Source organism: Pseudovibrio sp. W74 (assembly GCF_001623085.1).
In the GTDB taxonomy this organism is placed as follows: Bacteria; Pseudomonadota; Alphaproteobacteria; order Rhizobiales; family Stappiaceae; genus Pseudovibrio.
In genome coordinates this window covers 539,742-557,114 of record NZ_LMCJ01000017.1, presented here as the reverse complement: position 1 = coordinate 557,114, position 17,373 = coordinate 539,742, and the positions used below count along the sequence as shown (strand labels likewise).

Genomic DNA, 17,373 nt, shown 5'->3' with positions numbered 1-17,373 from the left:
ACTGACTGCACAGTTGTTTTTCAAAAAAGTGAGGTATCCGATGCGCGCCGAAATGGAGGCCATCGTCGACGAAATCAAGCAGGCCATAAGCCTGCTGAGGAGGCATCTTTGACTGGGACACTGCACTTGTCCGTCTAGATGAACTCAATGCGCTTTCTGAAGATCCAAATCTTTGGAATGACCCGACGAATGCGCAAAAACTGATGCGTGAACGTCAGCAGCTGGATGACAGCATTGGCGGTGTTCGCAAGCTTGAGCAGGATCTCGTTGACAATCAGGAACTGATTGAGATGGGCGAGATGGAAGATGATCAGTCCGTTGTTGACGAGGCTGAAGCTGCTTTGAAAGCTATGCTGGAACAGGTCAATAAGCTGCAGTTGCAGTCCTTGCTTTCTGGTGAAGCCGACGGAAATGATACGTATATCGAGATCAATTCCGGTGCGGGCGGTACTGAAAGTCAGGATTGGGCCAGCATGCTTTTGCGCATGTATCGTCGTTGGGGTGAACAGCACGGCTATAAGGTCGAGCTGATGGAATACAATGACGGCGAAGAGGCTGGCATCAAGTCTGCAACTTTGCTCGTTAAAGGTGAGAATGCTTACGGCTGGATGAAGACCGAAGCAGGTGTTCACCGTCTGGTTCGTATCTCGCCATATGACTCCAATGCGCGTCGACATACGTCCTTTGCGTCCGTCTGGGTTTATCCGGTTATTGATGACAGCATCAATATCGAGATCAACGAAAGCGATTGCCGCATTGATACCTATCGTGCCTCTGGTGCAGGTGGTCAGCACGTGAACACGACTGACTCTGCTGTTCGTATTACGCACAATCCAACAGGTATTGTAGTTCAGTGTCAGAGTGAGCGTTCACAGCATAAAAACCGCGCAACTGCGTGGGATATGCTTCGTGCACGTCTTTATGAGGCTGAGTTGCAGCGCCGTGAAGATCAGGCGAGCAAGGATGCTGCTTCCAAGACCGATATCGGTTGGGGGCATCAGATCCGCTCTTATGTTCTGCAGCCATATCAGCTTGTGAAGGACCTGCGGACTGGCGTGGAAAGCACTGCGCCTTCTGACGTTCTGGATGGCGATCTGGATAAGTTCATGGAAGCAACGCTGGCGCACCGTGCATTCGGCAACGCGCCTGCTGCGGTTGAAGATCTCGACTAAGCCTTATCTTCTGCAATGAATTAGAAAAGCCCCGGAACTCAGTTTCGGGGCTTTTTGTGTTGCAAGCAATGTTTGTCTGGAAGGTTTTGCCTAACTTTAAGTGGTTGTCGAGGTGCGTAGCTAACCGTTGTTTTATAGCAGCCATCTTCGCTGATCAGATATATGGTGTCTATTATACCAGAGATACTTGCGTTCTCTTGCAGATGATCGCTTTTGAGTATCTGGTTTGAAACCGGAAGATTGATATAGAAATTACCTTTTCCATGCGGAACGACCAGAATGCCTTCGCATAAGTAACCATCGCATCTTTCTGTATCCTCGATGCGAAAAAGTTGTAGGGAGTAGGTCGTATGAACTTTGATGAACCCCACATCTTCTGCTTTTAGCACTCCATCTTCTATTAGAGGTTTTAGGTCTTTTAGAGAAGCTTTAGAAAAGGTTGTGACCATTGCGCGGGCGTCACTATTGTTTGGTAATGCGAGTATTAGGAGAGGGGCAAGGTAAAGTGCAAACTTAAATCTCATGAAAAATACACTCAAGGTAACGGTTGAAGAAATAGGCTAAGTATGGACCTAACCTATGTTAGCTCATGTGTATTGCAAGTGAAGCGACATTAAGGAGTTGCTTTGGAGCATTAAGGCAGATTGAGTGCGATTTTGGTTTGTTTTTTGGGCTTGAAAATTGCTGCTAGCCTGTCGCCGGTGCGGATGAAGCGCATTGGATTGACTGGCTTGCCGTTGAGGCGCACCTCGTAGTGGAGGTGAGGGCCTGTTGAGCGACCCGTATTGCCGACAGTACCTATAATATCGCCCATATTGATGCGCTGGCCTTCGCTAACGAGTAGCTTGTGCATGTGGGCGTAGCGGGTAACTAGGCCGTTGTCGTGTACGATTTCCACGGAAAGGCCGTAGCCGCCGTTGTACCGTGAGAGTGAGACAATGCCGGTGCCGGTTGCTTTGACTGAGGTTCCGCGAGGTGCATTGAAATCCAGGCCAGTGTGGATCGCAGGTTTGCCGAGGAACGGGTCTGTTCGGGCTCCGTACGCACTGGAGATGTTGAAGCTGGAGAGTGGGCGGCCAAATGGCAGAGCATCCACTTTCGTATTCAATTCAATGCGTTGTTCAATGATCCGGCGCGCAGCAATCATACTGCTATCTAAATCAGCAGACCCAATGTCCTGATAGATGCCGCCAGCAGATGAACTTGGGGTGACAAAGACAGGCTGTGCAACGCCGGCTTTCTTAAGCAGCGTGTTTGCACGTTTAATGTCATCCATAGCTGCTTGAGTGTAAGCGGTGAGCAAGAGTTGCCCTTGTGCTTGCTTTGCATAGAAGCCTTTGTGAGGGGCAGCTGGCTGTGGGACGGTGGACTGCTTGCCTGACAGTGTTTTCAGAATATCAAATGGCGCACCACTTTTTTGTGATGCAAACGATAGTTTGTTGGTATTGGTTGCGCTGACATCTCTTTGAAGAGGTTTGCGCTTTGGAGAGGGCGGGATAGCGGAGAGGACAAGGTTTGATTGCTCCGCCAGCGTAACCAGTGCTTCAATTTCCTGAAACTGCCGCAATAGCTGCGCTTGCTGTTTGCGAGCAGGAGCGTTGAGACCTGATGTGTCCTGATCCAACCGTCCGCGCATCTCACCGAGCTGAAATTTGAGATCCCGAATTTCGCTTTCATAGTTTTCACGGAGCGCTAATTCTCTGGATAATGTTGAATTAAGCCGCATCTCGCTGAGAGACTGTTGAAAGCTGCTTGCCAATACTGCGGAGACGACCGCCGTTGCTGCAAGACCGGAAATCCAATAGGCCATCGGAGGAATTACGCGCAGCTCAGATGTGATGCGCGAAAGCCACATTGGGCCATCCAATTTCAATTGGTTGTAATTGTTAGAAAACTCACTGCACTTGGAAAACTTCATCGGATGACCACTTGCTCAGTTTGCCTACTGGAAATGATTTGTTAAATTCAATTAAAGTTAGTTATGGTTAATAAAGTCTAAGTGCAGTGTATCATTGGGTCAATTTGATGAGCGGTCGATAGAAGCCCGGAGTAAGGCCTGCTTCAGATCTTGCTCTGTCATTAAACGGGGGCTTCAGTGGTCCTTTAAAATGTTGTTTTACGAGCTGTTGAAAACGTGGCTCAGGACGTACACGGTGCCTGTCACACATGAAGCGGAACCATTTCGCTCCATAGGCAACATGCCCTTTTTCATCGTGATAGATCACCTGCAACACGCTGGCAGTGTCTTTATCGCCAGTTGCGTTAGCCTTCTCGATCATGGATGGGGTGATGTCGAGGCCTCTGGCTTCGAGCACGAGTGGAATAATTGCCAAACGTGCTATCAGGTCCTTGCCGGTTGACTGGGCAGCTTGCCAAAGACCGTCATGGGCTGGCAGATCGCCATAGGCGTGCCCAAGCATTGCAAGGCGTTCTTGAATGAGTGTGAAATGTTTTGCCTCTTCCAATCCAACGCGGACGAAGTCGTCATAGTAGGAGCGCGGCATGGGCACATGGGTGAAGCGGCCGATCAGGTCCCAGGTGAGATCTATGGCATTGAGCTCGATGTGTGCCAGAGAATGGAGCAGGGCGATCTTGCCGTTTTTCCCTCCAACTGCGCGTTTGGGCATGTCTCGTGGTGGAAGAAGTTCGGGTTTTGCCGGGCGACCAGGGCGGTCCGGCATGGGCCTTTCGCTTGTGCCACGGGAAATGGACAGGGCGCCTTTGAACCATTGATTTGCAACGTAATACGCAAGCGCGACTTTCAGATCCAAATCAGGTGTTTCGAGGATTTGGCGAGCGCCGTCTCTAAGAGACTTTACGCTGGTGTTTTTAGGGAGGGTGAGATGCGCTTGCCCTGCAAACGCATCCGCATCATTGTTGCCCGGAAGTTTTGGCATTCTTTACTGGCTCAGACCTTGTAATTCTTCCAAGACCTTTTCGACGTGGCCGGGAACGCGGACCTTACGCCAAATCTTGGCAATCTTGCCTTCTTTATCAACGAGAAATGTGGAGCGTTCAACGCCCATGTACTTCTTTCCGTACATGTTTTTTTCCACCCAAACCCCGTAGGCCTCACAAACTTCTTTCTCGATATCTGCCCCAAGTGTGACGTTAAGTCCGTGTTTCGCCTTAAACTTGTCATGCTTTAGTGGTGTATCGGGCGAAATGCCGATGATAACAGCATTGTGTTTTTCAAACTCAGCCGCATTTTCGGTAAAGGCAATTGCTTCTTTTGTGCAGCCTGGTGTGTCATCTTTTGGATAAAAATAAACGACGACCGACTGGCCAGTTTGTTCTGATAGAGTGAATTGTCCTTGCGAATCTGTGGCTAAGGTAAAATCCGGTGCCAGCATGCCTTCCTGCGGTAAGGAAGGTGTCGCATCTTTCGTATCAGGCATTCTTTATTTGCTCCTGGGGTGCCATTTGGTCTCTTGGGACGCCGTTTTTTTGAGTATGGTGTAGATAAGCAATTAATCTTGCAGAGCACCTGTGATCACGCGATGCTATCGCAGGTTACGATTCGGTCAAAATCGAACGTACCACTAAAACAGGGAATGAGATTCTGGCTGTTGATGTTGGGAATACAGCAGAGCTTGAGAGCTCTCCTGTTACACGTCGTTTTAAGCGATGCGTAATATGGGGTGTTGTTTGCGTTTTTCTCTTTATAGCGTTTGGTTTTGGCGGTTACCGGGTGATGAGTGGCCCGTTTTCTGTTCCCTACCTCGTGGATTGGGCAATCAAACAGTTTGAGAGCAAAGCGCTAAACGTTACCGTTGGTAGTGCGCAGTTTGATCTGTTTGGTGAAAACGGCAGTCGTATTCTCCTGGAAGACTCCCTTATTCGCGTCAAAGGTCGTACTGCTGCGACTGTGTTGCTCCCACGAGCCGAAATCGGCATCAATCTATCTGGGCTGCTGACCGGTGATCTGGAAATCACCAGTGTCGCGCTGGAACGGCCTTCTGCAACGATCAAGCTGGCGAGTGGATCGGAGCCTTTGCCGCGAGTGCAAAACCGCGTGGTAGCGATCGATAAGTTTAGTGTGATTGCTGTTGAGGAGCTCAAACGCTGGCATCTTGAGAAAGTTGCTATTGAGTACGGTCGACTGGTGATCAACGCGCAGGGTGAAGAGTTTGTCGCTGATGGTATTGATGCAAATGCCGTGCTGCTGGATGATCTTTCCTTTGCAGTAAATGCTAAGATCGTGGGCCGTGAAGGCGACTGGTCATGGGATCTGAAGCGCACTGTTACACCTGAAACTGGTGCGAGAAACATTTCCGTCAATCTGCGTGATGCTTCGCTGCGAGATTTGTTGCCAACGCACAGTTTTGCTCGTGATGACAAGCTGGCGAATACGCGTCTGTTTGTTGAAGCGAATGCTGAACTTTGGGCGACCGGTGAGTTTGTTGGTGCGGATATGAATGTTCGTACCTCTCCAATCTTCATCCGCACTGCTCCAGATAATTCTATTACCGTCGACGAAGCATTCCTGGATCTCAATTTGCAACGCGATAATCCCGATATTATTATCGGGCGATCTTATCTGCGCCGTAAAAACACGCGCGTTGTGTTTGGCGGAGTTGTGCAGCCACCGGTAACTGAAGGTGCAGAATGGAACTATTCGCTTGGTTCCCGAGAGATCGTATTGGCGCCTGCTGATGTTAAATCGCCGCCTCTGCTGTTTCCGGATGCATATGCATCAGGGACGTTTGATCCGACGAACTCCCTGATTTCTATTGAGCGGGCCCGTGCTGTCGGGCTTGATGCTGACATCAATGTTGCGGGATCATTCTACTACGGGAAACCGGGACCGTCCCTTGCGCTTTCTGTTTACAGCCCAAGCCTGAGCTTTGGCGAAGTGTTGCAGGTTTGGCCGACAGTTACAGCACCAAAAACCCGAAACTGGTTGATTGATCACCTCGGCCCTGGCCGGGTTGATAACATTGCCTTGGATCTGGCGCTTGGGCCAGAAGCCTTTGATGGCGACCGGAGTACGCCTGCGTGGCAGGGAGACGGCCTTACAGCATCCTTTGATGTGATTGACGGCTCAGTCAAAGCGCTCAAAACTCTGCCTGTGGTGCGCGATCTCACCGGGACTGGCAAGATCGAGAATGAAGATTTTTTGATCTCCGGCAGCAATGGTCATTTCCGTATGCAAGACGGGAACATCGTTAAGGTGCCAGAGGTTCAGTTTGCGATCAAGAATATCGCAACACCAGGCGCTCTGCCTGCTGAATTGTCTGTGCTGCTGACGGGGCGTGCCGATGATTTGGGTGTGCTAGCTGACGCTGAACCTATAAATGCGTTAGAGGGTTTCAGTGTCGTGCCAGCAGACCTTTCTGGCATGGGTGAAGTCCGTGTTGAAGCCTCGTTCCCGCTCCTCAAGAACCTCAAGGTTAAAGATGTTGAGTGGCGGGCTAATCTGGATCTGAAGGACTTCAGCAGTAAAGCGAAAATCTCAGGCCAGACCATCGAAAATGCAAACCTGATCGTTCAGGCGGATACAAAGCAAACCCAGATTTCCGGCAAGGGGAAGCTGAATGGCTTCCAGTCTGAGATTGATTTGAGTACCAGCCGCGATGGCAGTGGAGCTGAAGACCGTCAGGGCGTGACATTTGTTGCCAATGCCAAAGATCTGACAGACTACGGTGTTGATCTTCAGGGCTATGTCAAAGGCTCTGTGAAAGTCAGCTATGAAGACAGTGGCGGCGCGCAGGTGTTTGAACTGGACCTTTCAAAAGCTGTCATCAACGTTCGTGAGGTAGGCTGGAGCAAGGCATCTGGAGTACGTGCAACCGCAAGGTTCCGTGTGACAAAAAATGGCAATGCCAGGACGCTCCATAACTTCTCATTCCTGTCTGAAGGTGTTGAAGTTCGTGGCAATCTGAAAATTGATGGCAATGGAAAGCTGGCGCTTGCAGACTTCTCCGCGTTCAATCTGCGCCCCACTGACAAAGCCAAGATGACCATTCGTCCACGCCGTGGTGGTGGGTATCAGGTTGTCATGAATGCGGACCGTTTTGATGGCCGTGCCCTGTTGGATTCGTTTGGGGCCGATAATGCAGCTGCTTCGGCAAAGCGCAAAAGAGATGTGATTGCGGTTGACCTGACATTCAGGCGCCTGATCGGTTTTAGAGGTGTACAGGCTCAGAATGTGCGGATTGATGGGCTCTTTCGTGGGGTAAGTGCTGTTAATCTTGCTGTTTCGGGCGCAACTTCAAGCCGTGGTCAGTTCAATTTCACTGTTGGCGGTGAGGGGAAGCATCGCTTTGCAAAAGGCAAGCTGAACAATGCCGGTGAATTCCTGCGATTTATGGATCTGTTCCCTCGTATGCGCGGTGGTAACGGGCGTTTGGATATCCAGATGCCGACTGATACCAACTGGGCTGGTCAGCTGACTGTAAATGATTTTTCCATCACCGAAGATCCTGCGATTAAAGCGCTGAAAGGGATCGAGCCGAAGGAAATCCGCGGAACGCGGAACAGTGAAGTGTATTCTGCTGCAGTGAATTCTGGTGAGGCGTCTTTCCAAAAGATGCGCATGCAGTTTTCGCGCAGAGGAGACATTCTGAATGTTTCCAAGGGAACGTTGAGCGGTGCTATCATTGGTGGGACCTTTAGCGGGAATGCCAATCTGAAGAGCCGTCAGCTGGATATGGCTGGCACGTTTGTTCCTGCCTATGCCTTGAACAACCTGTTTGCGAAACTGCCGGTGATCGGACTTATCCTGGGTGGAGGTTCTTCTGATGAAGGGCTGTTTGGAGTGACCTATAAGCTGGATGGTACTTTTGAGAAGCCTAAGTTCCAGGTCAACCCGGTCTCTGCAATTGCGCCGGGTGTGTTCCGCCGTATCTTTGAATTTAAGTAGAGGTCACAGGGAGGTAGGCTGCAAAGCGCATGCAAACGTAGTCTGCTTCCCAGCCTTTGCTTCTCGAATAAAGTAGCGGTTTGAGATGCTTGATTGTCTCTTTGTAAAATCGCTTCTTATTAGCCTCGCTCAGCTGCTCTGTGAGGCTGCTGGTAAAGAGTTGCAGCCATCCCTTCATTCCTGTCTCCAGCGGTGTCCTGCGTTCGATTTCGGTATGATAAGTGACTGAGAAGCCTGCTTCTTTCAACGCGCGCATGTACGTTTCGGGTGGTGGGAAAATCCAGGGGCTCTTGTAGGGGCCGAAAGCAGGGTTTTCGGCGAACACGTTCTCCATTGCAGATCGGATGATGCGGCAGTTCCGGTCGCATCCCATTTCACCAACAAACCGACCTCCCGGCTTCAGAGCTTTCACAACACCGCGGATGACGCCCTTGTAATCCTGCATCCAATGTAGGGCTGCGTTGGAGAAAACTGCGTTGAACTCCTTGTCAAAATTGAGGTTTTCAGCAGGTATGAGGCAGGTCTTGATACCTTTCTCATTCGCTTGCAGGAGCATGTCTTCTGCTGTGTCAACGCCAGTTACGATTGCCCCCCGGCTTTGGATTTCCTGGGCCAGCGTGCCTTCGCCGCATCCCAGGTCCAAAATGCTTTCTCCGGGCTGCACAGCGAGCAACTCAAGTGCGTCTTGCCCAAAGTCTGCGACATAGGCTGCGTGCTTCAAGTATTGCTGTGCGTTCCAATCCTGCATCGCCATGGGGCTGCTCCTGAATACAAGGGCAGCAGTTTAGGCTATCAGGGCTAGCTCAAGGTGCAGTTGACTGGCTGCAATTGCATAAACTTGCAGTGTTTTGCAGGCAAAGAAAAAGCCGGGAGCAAGACCCGGCTTTTTCAAAGATATTGTGTTTAGTCAGACTGTTAGACTGGCTTTACAAGAACGTGTTTTTTCTTGCCAAGGGAAAGCTTGATCACGCCATCATCGGTCAGGTCAGCGTCAGTGATAGAGCGGTTGTGATCCTGCTCTGCTTTATCGTTGATGCGTACAGCGCCGCCTTTAATGTTACGGCGGACTTCTCCGTTGGAAGAACATAGACCAGCGGTTACGAAAGCGTTGAGGACGCCGAGGCCTTCTTTCAGCTCTGCTGACGGGATCTCGATGGTTGGCAGGCCAGCGGCATTCGCACCTTCTTCAAACGCTTTACGAGCTGTCTCAGCAGCTTTATCAGCCTCGATACGGCCATGGAGCAGGGCGGTTGCTTCGGTTGCCAATACCTTTTTAGCTTCGTTGATCTCAGCACCTTCCATACCTGCCAGACGCTTAATTTCGTCCATTGGCAGAATAGTGAAGAGTTTCAGGAACTTCTCAACGTCAGCATCTTCGGTGTTGCGCCAGAACTGCCAGTAATCGTAGGGGCTGAGTATGTCTGCGTTGAGCCATACTGCGCCTGCTGCGGTTTTGCCCATCTTGGCACCGGATGCTGTGGTGAGCAGCGGGGTGGTGAGGGCGAACAGTTCTTTGTCTGCAAGACGGCGACCAAGGTCCACGCCAGAGAGGATGTTGCTCCACTGATCAGAGCCACCCATCTGCAGGCGGCAATCTGTGCGGCGGTGGATTTCGAGGTAATCGTAGCCCTGCAGGAGCATGTAGTTGAACTCGAGGAACGACAGGTGCTGCTCGCGTTCCAGACGCAGGCGCACGCTGTCGCGCTGGATCATCTGGTTGACGGAGAAATAGCGGCCAACATCACGCAGGAAGTCCATGTAATTGAGTTTGAGCAGCCAGTCGGCGTTGTCCATCATCATTGCATCAGATGGGCCGTCACCGAATTGCAAAAACTTTTCAAAGACTTGTTTGATGCCGTTTTTGTTCCCTTCGATGTCCTCATCGGTCAGCACTTTGCGACTTTCGTCTTTGCCAGTCGGGTCGCCAACGCGTGTTGTGCCGCTGCCCATGAGGGTAATCGGACGGTGGCCGGTCTTCTGGAACCAATGCAGCATCATGATTTGTACAAGGGAGCCAACGTGCAGGCTGGAGGCTGTACAGTCAAAGCCAATATATGCGGTTACGGTCTCTTTCGCGCAAAGTTCGTCCAGACCTTCGGCGTTAGAGAGTTGGTGCAGGAAGCCGCGTTCTTCCATTGTCCGCATAAATTCGGATTTATATGAGCTCATTGGTCAAGCCTGTTCAATTTACTGAGTATTTCCAAGTTGAAAGGTCTATACCTGAGTTTTCAGCGGGATTCACTCGTTTTTTCTGGCAAGGCCTAAAAGCTGTGTTGGGGATTTGAGATTGTGCGGCGAATTTGGTGCTGAGGTGTGTTGAGTGAGTTCTCGGCAACGAAGGTGTGTTTCCTCTCTGTTCTGCTCAGAGCGGAATGCGGCCAAATTTCAATAGGTTGCCGTGAGGGTCGTGGATGTAAAACTCTTCCATATCCCAGGGGCGTCTGGTGAGTTGCGTGAAGCGAGGTTCGCTCTTGCCGTCCTCTGGAAGACCGAGTTTGCGATATTCTTCGTGAAGATCGACGATGGGCCCTCCACGGAAATAAACGCTGCTGTTGTTGCACAGGTGCTTTTCTGTGGTGAGCCAGAAGTGGATTTCTAAAGTGTCCCTGCGCAGAATCAGAAAGTCGTCCTGTTCGTAAACGACGTTGGAAAAGCCGAGCTTATCTGCGTAAAACGCTTTTGTTTCCTGAATGTTGAGGGAAGGGAGCGTGGGGAGAAGTTCAATTGTGTCGGCTGCTGCAGTCATTGTTTTCTCTAAAATATGAATGTAATTGGTATATTTTAGAGGGTGCGAAATACTTTGCAATGGCCAAAAGAAAACCCCGCGTCCTTCTCGAAGGTCTAAACGGGGTTTTGCTTTTATAGTCGGATCGCCGCGATTTACCGTTTCAAGGCTATATGCTGGGGCGTTTGATATGATTTCCGCCCGTGTACGTCCGGGTTCGATCCGTGCTTACCGTCTGATGACGCTCGGTCGCTCAGGCCGTTTTGTAGTCTTGCTATATTGTAGCATCTTGCAGAGGGTCTTCATAAGTACCGAATTGCCTTTATAAAAACCGTACAACATGCAGGTCCGGTGGAGTCATTGGCTCTCCTTTTGTTGACCTGTACCTAACTTAGGAACGCTTGGGTTTTCTTTCAAGGGATGGGGGAGAAAATAGTTAGTGCTGCCTTAGTGAAGACGCTCTATTTTTCCAAAAAAGCGCGAAAAAGAAGGCGATCCGAGAGGATCGCCTTTGAAGAGTATGCGGGTCTAATCAGCACGGTCAGATACTGATAATCTCATTGCACTTAAACGCAGTTTCGTGACGTGGTGATGACATATCCTCTTTGCGCTCTAATGTGCGTTGGTTTGCGTTCTTTCGTGTTTTCTTGCGTTGCTGTGTAGAGGCGCTGTGTTGCGCGTAAAGCCATTGTTTACTGTCGCGACCCACTGGTCGATGAAAAAATCTAAACTAGCGCCTTCAAGGCTGCTGCGAGTTGGGTCGCGCCTTCCTTGCTGATTTTTGTATCGAGTTTTTCTTCCAGCATGCGCTCATAGGTTTGCCACATCTGGGCGCGGAGATCTTTTCCCTTTGAGGTGATGAAAAGGGTCTTGCCGCGCTTGTCCTTGAGGGCGGGTTTGCTCTCGACCAGCTGAGCCTTGGCAAGCGACTGGATAACACGGGAGAGGTTGGCCTGCTGAAAGAGGACACGTTGCTCCAGCTCGAATTGCCTCAGGCCATCGGGTGCGTTCTCCAGTTCCCAGAGGATGTCATACCAGGAGAGAGGGGGGAAACGCTCTGCTTTGAAGGCGCCTTCGATATCGGTGTAGATGGTCTTTTGCACTCGGTTGAGAGCGATCCAGAGAGAAACTGACTCTTTGCTGACAGACATCACATCCTCGTTATTTGCGCATTCCGCTCTTGAAAATGGTTTTAATTCATTTAGATGTATATACATGCATATATATTAACATAATAAAAATCAATAGGTTAATGAGTGTGTATTTGCAGGAAACTGCAGTTTTTATGTGACAAACAGGGATATGAGGCAGGAAAAGCATGAGGCATTTCACGAAATTCGCCGTTGTTGCGGCATCGCTTGCATTCACAGCGTCAGCGCAGGCCGCGAGCTACAAATTTGATCCGACCCATACCGAGGTTCGGTTTTACTACAATCATGCGGGACTGACAGAGCAGTCTGGTGAGTGGAAGGTTGTTGGCGGGGAAGTGGAGTTTGATCCGGCAAAGATTGAAGAAACGAAAGTCAGTGTGACTATTGATCCGGCAAGCGTGGATACGGGTGTTGAGCCGCTGGATGAGCATCTGAAAGGCTCTGACTTCTTTGACGCGGAGAAATTTCCTGAGATCACGTTTGTGTCCACATCCGTCAAACAAACCGGAGCAACAGCTGTGACCTTGGTAGGGGATCTGACCATCAGGGACCAAAAGCATCCGGTGGAACTGGACTTTCAGCTCAAACACAATGGCCCGCATCCGCTGGGAAGCTACTTTGATTACTATCAGGGGCAGTGGATAGGTGTAGAGGGTAAGGGAGCGATTTTGCGCAGTGACTTTGGTGTTGGCAAGTTTGCGCCATTGACCAGTGACCGGGTGCGTCTTGAGATCTCTGCGGAGATGAGAGAAGGCGGCTGGTAAGCTCTCTGCTTTGCTGATGCAGGTTTGTATCGCCAGATGAGATCCGGGTGATGGAAAAAGCAAAACCCCGACTGAGACCAGCCGGGGTTTTATTGTGCCTAGATGAGAGGACTGCTTTTGAAGGGCGTATCCTGATTTGAGCCGAAGCTCGTCTTATGGATACGCCATAGGTGCATTGGAGTTAAAGCAGTCCCTTCATAACTTAGACGGAGTAGTACATGTCGAACTCAACTGGGTGAGGGGTCATGTCTGTGCGCATGACTTCTTCCATCTTCAGTTCGATGTATGCGTCGATCTGGTCGTCATCGAATACGCCGCCTGCTTTGAGGTATTCACGGTCTGCATCGAGGCATTCCAGAGCTTCACGCAGAGATGCTGCAACAGTTGGGATCTCGGAGAGTTCTTCTGCTGGCAGATCATACAGGTTCTTATCCATTGCATCGCCAGGATGGATCTTGTTCTTGATGCCATCAAGGCCAGCCATCAGCTGTGCAGCGAACGCCAGGTATGGGTTTGCGGAAGGATCCGGGAAGCGAACTTCAACGCGCTTGCCCTTTGGAGAAGATGTGAATGGAATACGGCAGGATGCGGAACGGTTCTGGGAAGAGTATGCCAGAAGAACTGGAGCCTCATAGCCCGGTACCAGACGCTTGTAGGAGTTGGTGGACGCATTGGTGAATGCGTTCAGAGATTTCGCGTGCTTCAGGATACCGCCGATGAAGTACAGAGCATTCTCGGAAAGGTCAGCATACTGGCTGCCAGCAAAGGTTGGCTTGCCGTCTTCCCATAGGGAGAAGTGGCAGTGCATGCCGGTGCCGTTGTCGCCGAAGACTGGCTTAGGCATGAAGGTTGCGGACTTGCCATAAGCGTGTGCAACTTGGTGAACCACGTACTTGTAGATCTGCATGTGGTCAGCACAGGTTGTCAGGGTCTGGAACTGCATGCCGAGTTCGTGCTGAGCTGCTGCCACTTCGTGGTGGTGCTTTTCAACTTTAACGCCCATGTCGGACATGACGGTCAGCATTTCGGAGCGGATGTCCTGCGCGCTGTCAATTGGTGGTACTGGGAAGTAACCGCCTTTTGTGCGTGGACGGTGACCGAGGTTACCGGACTCGTATTCGCTGTCCATGTTGGATGGCAGTTCGGAACAATCCAGCTTGAAGCCGGTGTTGTACGGGTCTGCTGCAAAGCGAACGTCGTCGAAGATGAAGAATTCAGCTTCCGGACCAACGAATACGGTGTCGCCAGCGCCACATGCTTTCACATAGGCTTCAGCGCGCTTGGCTGTCATGCGTGGGTCACGGTTGTAACCTTCGCCTGTGCGTGGGTCGAGAACGTCACAGAAGATGGACATGGTGGACTGCGCGAAGAATGGGTCGATATGAGCTGTTTCCGGATCTGGCATCAGCATCATGTCGGATTCGTTGATTGCTTTCCAACCACCGATAGAAGAACCGTCAAATGCGACGCCCTCTGCGAACATGTCTTCGTTCACCTGGGAGATATCCATGGTGACGTGCTGCAGCTTGCCGCGCGGATCAGAAAAACGAAGATCTACGAACTTTACGTCTTTTTCCTGGATTTCTTTCAAGACATCAGCGGAGGTTGTCATAACTTCCTATTCCTCTTATTAAAATCGCCAGTGGCGCAGTGTTGTAAACTGGAAGACCAAGCGTGTGGGATCGTCGCCCCTAACTCATTCAGTCCTCGTGATTTCCTAGTGAAACTCTGGGTTAAACAGCGTCTTCGCCCGTCTCTCCCGTACGAATACGGATTGCTTCTTCGATGCTGGAGACAAAAATCTTGCCATCACCAATGCGGCCGGTCTGTGCGGCGTCGCGAATGGCTTCTACAGCTTTTTCTACAAGATCATCGTTGAGAACGATTTCCACCTTAACCTTTGGCAGAAAGTCCACCACGTACTCGGCGCCACGATAGAGTTCTGTATGACCCTTCTGGCGGCCAAATCCTTTTGCTTCGGTAACGGTGATCCCCTGAAGACCAACCTCCTGAAGTGCTTCTTTCACTTCATCCAGTTTGAACGGCTTAATGATCGCCTCAATTTTCTTCATGGTCTTCACACTCTCAGTTCGTCTTGTATCTGCGTGCGCTGCTGATCTGGCATGCTCTTAAAAATGATCAGCGCGTGTGCAGAAAGTTCGCGATTCAAAACTTACGGAAATATGAATGCAGAAACCGTGCCAGTTTTGAAATTTTCTTAAAAAGCCGCGAAAGCGGGCAGTTTGCTCCCTTAATAATAATGGGAAACTGCATCTGAAATATATCTGGTGCACAAACACTGCGCATAATGGTTAAAAAATAGGCAGTGTACCTTTTGTTCATCTCGCCTGAAACTAGGAGTTGGTTCCTTATGCAAGGCAGGGTTATGGTTGGTCGTGAAAAAGCTGTTGCAGATTTTGCGTGTTCCTATGGAAGCTGACAGTCAGTTTTTGGCATGCGCTTGAAGGAGCGAGTGATGAGGTTGGTTTCTCTCGACCATGTCGTGCTTACCGTTCATGATGTTGAACGTACCAGTCGTTTTTATCAGGATGTACTGGGTATGGAGGAGATCATATTCGGAGGCGGGCGGCGGGCCCTGCATTTTGGGCAGCAAAAGATCAACCTTCAGCCCATCGATGTGGATCATACTCCGATCGCACAGGAACAGGTGCCGGGGACCGCAGATCTTTGCTTTTTGGTTGAGAGTTTGGATTCGGCCATTGCGCGGTTGAGTGCTGCCGCCGTGACGATTGTGGAGGGGCCTGTGTTCCGCACAGGTGCCAGTTCGCCGATCCTGTCTGTCTACATTCGCGACCCCGACGGCAATCTGATTGAGCTTTCCCAGCCTCAGGATGTGGTGATTGCCAGTGATGAGCGGGAGACTGCCAGGAATGCGAAGAAGAAGCCGCCAAAGTCCAATCGCTAGGCGTGTTGCCCAGCTCTGATCGTATGAAGCTAGCTTTTACCCTATGCAGATTTGGAGCTGGTTTGCTGCATGATGTAGTCGAGGACTTTTTTCGCTTCGTCCGGTTGCAGGAGCGGGTCCTGTAAAAACTGGCTTTGCTGCATGTCGTCCAGACTGCTTCTCTTCTTCGGATCTATCTGCATGGAATTGTTGACGAAGCGGGCGTACTCAGACTCGTAACTCTCGTTGTAATAACCAGGCTCTCCAGCCAGATCAGGATCATCTGTTGGCGTGAGGGCTTTCTCCGGGCTGTTTTCTTCGCCGGTTTGGGATTTTGAGTTGCTCAATTTGCGCACAACATGGAGAGCGAATGCATAAGGGCTGTCGCAATCCGGCGCGCCCAGAAGATTGGCTTCACCTTCACCTCCGCCATATACCATCTGGCCAACGGCATAGCCGTCCTGTTTATCGTCCAGGCGGTCACGATCCTCTGCGTCTTTGAAGGCGGCTGCGATGGCTTCCGGGCTGGAATATTCCGGGGTGCCGAAGTCCAGTGGATCTTCTCCAATGGTGCCTGCAAAGCCAAAATCAGCGATCTTGAGGGATTGGCTGTTCTTGTCGAACAGGATGTTGCCCCCTTTGATGTCATTGTGACTGATGCCTGCCGCGTTGACATGCTTCAGACCGTCAATCGCTTCATTCGCCATGAACTGTAAGGCGCCCCAATATTGAGAGTGGCTGAGCTTGTTCTCTTGGAGGAGTTCTTCGGCCCCTTCGAAAAGGTCACCTGCTTCACAGCCTTCCACGTATTCCATAGCAAGGCCGGTTTCACCGTCGATCTCGTGTATTCCGTAGCACTGTACAACGTTCTTGTGCGGGCCTGCGGCCATCAGCTTCCCGTAGATCTGGGCTTCTTTTTGCAGGGCGTCTTTGCCTTTTTGTGACCGTGCGGTCTTGAACGCAATGGACTTTCCGCTTTTCTCGTCCGTGTACAAGCTCACTTCCCCGAAAGATCCTGCGCCCAGTCGTTTGGCGCGTTTGAGATTGTCGGAGGGGAGAGCCATTGTTGTTGGTGCTTCCGTGCTCTCTTCATCCTCGGAGAAGCTTGGTTCGCTGACGCTGCTGACTGTGAACCTGTAGGCGGGCGAGGCTGTGGGTGCTGGTGGTTGCTCCAACTCGTCTTCTGAGGGGCTGTCCTCGTCCACATTGCTGACTTCAAACCGGCTTGCTGCGGGCTGAGGTTGTTCCGGCTCTGTGTCGCTCTCTTCATCCCCTGAGAAGCTTGGTTCGTTGACGCTGCTGACTGTGAACCTGTTGGTGGGGGAAGCTGTGGGTGCTGGTGATTGCTCCAACTCATCTTCTGAGGGGCTGTCCTCGTCCACATTGCTGACTTCAAACCGGCTTGCGGCGGGCTGAGGTTGTTCCGGCTCTGTGTCGCTCTCTTCATCCTCGGAGAATCTTGGTTCGCTGACGCTGCTGACTGTGAACCTGTTGGCGGGCGAGGCTGTGGCGGTAGGTGATTGCTCCAACTCGTCATCGCTCTCCTCGTCTTCTGAAGAGCTGATTTCTTCGACGTCGCTGACGGTGAACCGGCTGCTGGTGGCTATGTGTGGATGGTCGAAAACGGGTTCTGTCTGGCCGTCCTCTGCCGAACTTTCACTCAGGCCCAGCAGGGTGATGACATTGTCTGCCCACGCGCTGATCTGGGCATCCTGAGTTGATGGATCATTCGACGGGTTCTGAAGAGGGCGAGGCGACTTTGTCATGTTACAGGTCTTGAGCTGTTTGCGA

The 17,373-nt window shown here is 51.1% G+C and carries 15 protein-coding genes; 4 read left to right on the top strand and 11 right to left on the bottom strand.

All coding sequences use genetic code 11. From position 1 onward, the window contains the following. The first annotated feature begins 40 nt into the window (after positions 1 to 40). A protein-coding gene (gene prfB, locus PsW74_RS13850; protein WP_152986604.1) for a peptide chain release factor 2 occupies positions 41 to 1,172 on the top strand; the annotation gives its coding sequence in 2 pieces (ribosomal slippage) (positions 41 to 109 and positions 111 to 1,172; 1,131 coding nt in all). Between the two features lie 38 nt (positions 1,173 to 1,210). On the opposite strand, the gene PsW74_RS13845 is transcribed toward prfB, so the two are convergent. The 4 genes from PsW74_RS13845 to bcp form a co-directional block, all read right to left on the bottom strand. Further along, the gene (locus PsW74_RS13845) at positions 1,211 to 1,696 is read right to left on the bottom strand and encodes a hypothetical protein (RefSeq protein ID WP_063289048.1); all 486 of its coding nucleotides are present in this window, start codon (positions 1,694 to 1,696) and stop codon (positions 1,211 to 1,213) included. Positions 1,697 to 1,806: 110 nt separating this feature from the next. Beyond that, positions 1,807 to 3,027, bottom strand: a complete 1,221-nt coding sequence (locus tag PsW74_RS13840; RefSeq protein ID WP_063289364.1) for a M23 family metallopeptidase — start codon at positions 3,025 to 3,027, stop codon at positions 1,807 to 1,809. Positions 3,028 to 3,181: 154 nt separating this feature from the next. Beyond that, complete coding sequence (locus PsW74_RS13835) at positions 3,182 to 4,069, bottom strand: ferritin-like domain-containing protein (protein WP_063289047.1); 888 nt, start codon at positions 4,067 to 4,069, stop codon at positions 3,182 to 3,184. A 3-nt stretch (positions 4,070 to 4,072) separates the two neighbouring features. Then, entirely contained in the window at positions 4,073 to 4,570 is a 498-nt protein-coding gene (gene bcp / locus PsW74_RS13830; RefSeq protein WP_063289046.1) for a thioredoxin-dependent thiol peroxidase, read from the bottom strand. Positions 4,571 to 4,866: 296 nt separating this feature from the next. Between bcp and PsW74_RS13825 the strand changes: the two genes are divergently transcribed. Further along, entirely contained in the window at positions 4,867 to 8,037 is a 3,171-nt protein-coding gene (locus tag PsW74_RS13825; RefSeq protein WP_063289045.1) for an AsmA-like C-terminal domain-containing protein, read from the top strand. Here PsW74_RS13825 and PsW74_RS13820 read toward each other — a convergent pair. The 4 genes from PsW74_RS13820 to PsW74_RS13805 all read right to left on the bottom strand — a co-directional run bounded on the left by PsW74_RS13820 (position 8,030) and on the right by PsW74_RS13805 (position 11,913). Further along, positions 8,030 to 8,791 carry a methyltransferase domain-containing protein gene (locus PsW74_RS13820; protein ID WP_063289044.1) on the bottom strand — a complete coding sequence of 254 codons (762 nt, stop codon included), beginning with the start codon at positions 8,789 to 8,791 and terminating at the stop codon, positions 8,030 to 8,032. The two genes, PsW74_RS13825 and PsW74_RS13820, sit on opposite strands and share 8 nt — an antisense overlap. A 161-nt stretch (positions 8,792 to 8,952) precedes the next feature. Then, positions 8,953 to 10,206, bottom strand: coding sequence for a tyrosine--tRNA ligase (gene tyrS / locus PsW74_RS13815; RefSeq protein WP_063289043.1), 1,254 nt, complete (start codon positions 10,204 to 10,206; stop codon positions 8,953 to 8,955). Positions 10,207 to 10,399: 193 nt separating this feature from the next. Continuing rightward, complete coding sequence (locus PsW74_RS13810) at positions 10,400 to 10,783, bottom strand: VOC family protein (RefSeq protein ID WP_063289042.1); 384 nt, start codon at positions 10,781 to 10,783, stop codon at positions 10,400 to 10,402. 704 nt (positions 10,784 to 11,487) lie between these two features. Then, positions 11,488 to 11,913 carry a MarR family winged helix-turn-helix transcriptional regulator gene (locus PsW74_RS13805; protein WP_063289041.1) on the bottom strand — a complete coding sequence of 142 codons (426 nt, stop codon included), beginning with the start codon at positions 11,911 to 11,913 and terminating at the stop codon, positions 11,488 to 11,490. Between the two features lie 167 nt (positions 11,914 to 12,080). Between PsW74_RS13805 and PsW74_RS13800 the strand changes: the two genes are divergently transcribed. Next, entirely contained in the window at positions 12,081 to 12,677 is a 597-nt protein-coding gene (locus PsW74_RS13800; RefSeq protein ID WP_063289040.1) for a YceI family protein, read from the top strand. A 202-nt stretch (positions 12,678 to 12,879) separates the two neighbouring features. On the opposite strand, the gene glnA is transcribed toward PsW74_RS13800, so the two are convergent. Both glnA and PsW74_RS13790 read right to left on the bottom strand, forming a co-directional pair. Further along, a complete protein-coding gene (gene glnA, locus PsW74_RS13795; RefSeq protein ID WP_057461793.1) occupies positions 12,880 to 14,289 on the bottom strand; it encodes a type I glutamate--ammonia ligase in 1,410 nt (469 codons plus the stop codon). 121 nt (positions 14,290 to 14,410) lie between these two features. Next, positions 14,411 to 14,749: a P-II family nitrogen regulator gene (locus tag PsW74_RS13790; protein WP_057461792.1), complete on the bottom strand. Its 339-nt coding sequence runs from the start codon at positions 14,747 to 14,749 to the stop codon at positions 14,411 to 14,413. 404 nt (positions 14,750 to 15,153) lie between these two features. On the opposite strand from PsW74_RS13790, the gene PsW74_RS13785 reads away from it, so the two are divergent. Continuing rightward, positions 15,154 to 15,603 carry a VOC family protein gene (locus PsW74_RS13785; RefSeq protein ID WP_063289039.1) on the top strand — a complete coding sequence of 150 codons (450 nt, stop codon included), beginning with the start codon at positions 15,154 to 15,156 and terminating at the stop codon, positions 15,601 to 15,603. Positions 15,604 to 15,644: 41 nt separating this feature from the next. Here the strand turns inward: PsW74_RS13785 and PsW74_RS13780 are convergent, their stop codons facing one another. Further along, positions 15,645 to 17,348 (bottom strand): protein kinase, encoded by a 1,704-nt coding sequence (locus PsW74_RS13780; RefSeq protein WP_063289038.1) that lies wholly within the window; start codon positions 17,346 to 17,348, stop codon positions 15,645 to 15,647. Positions 17,349 to 17,373: the final 25 nt, after the last annotated feature.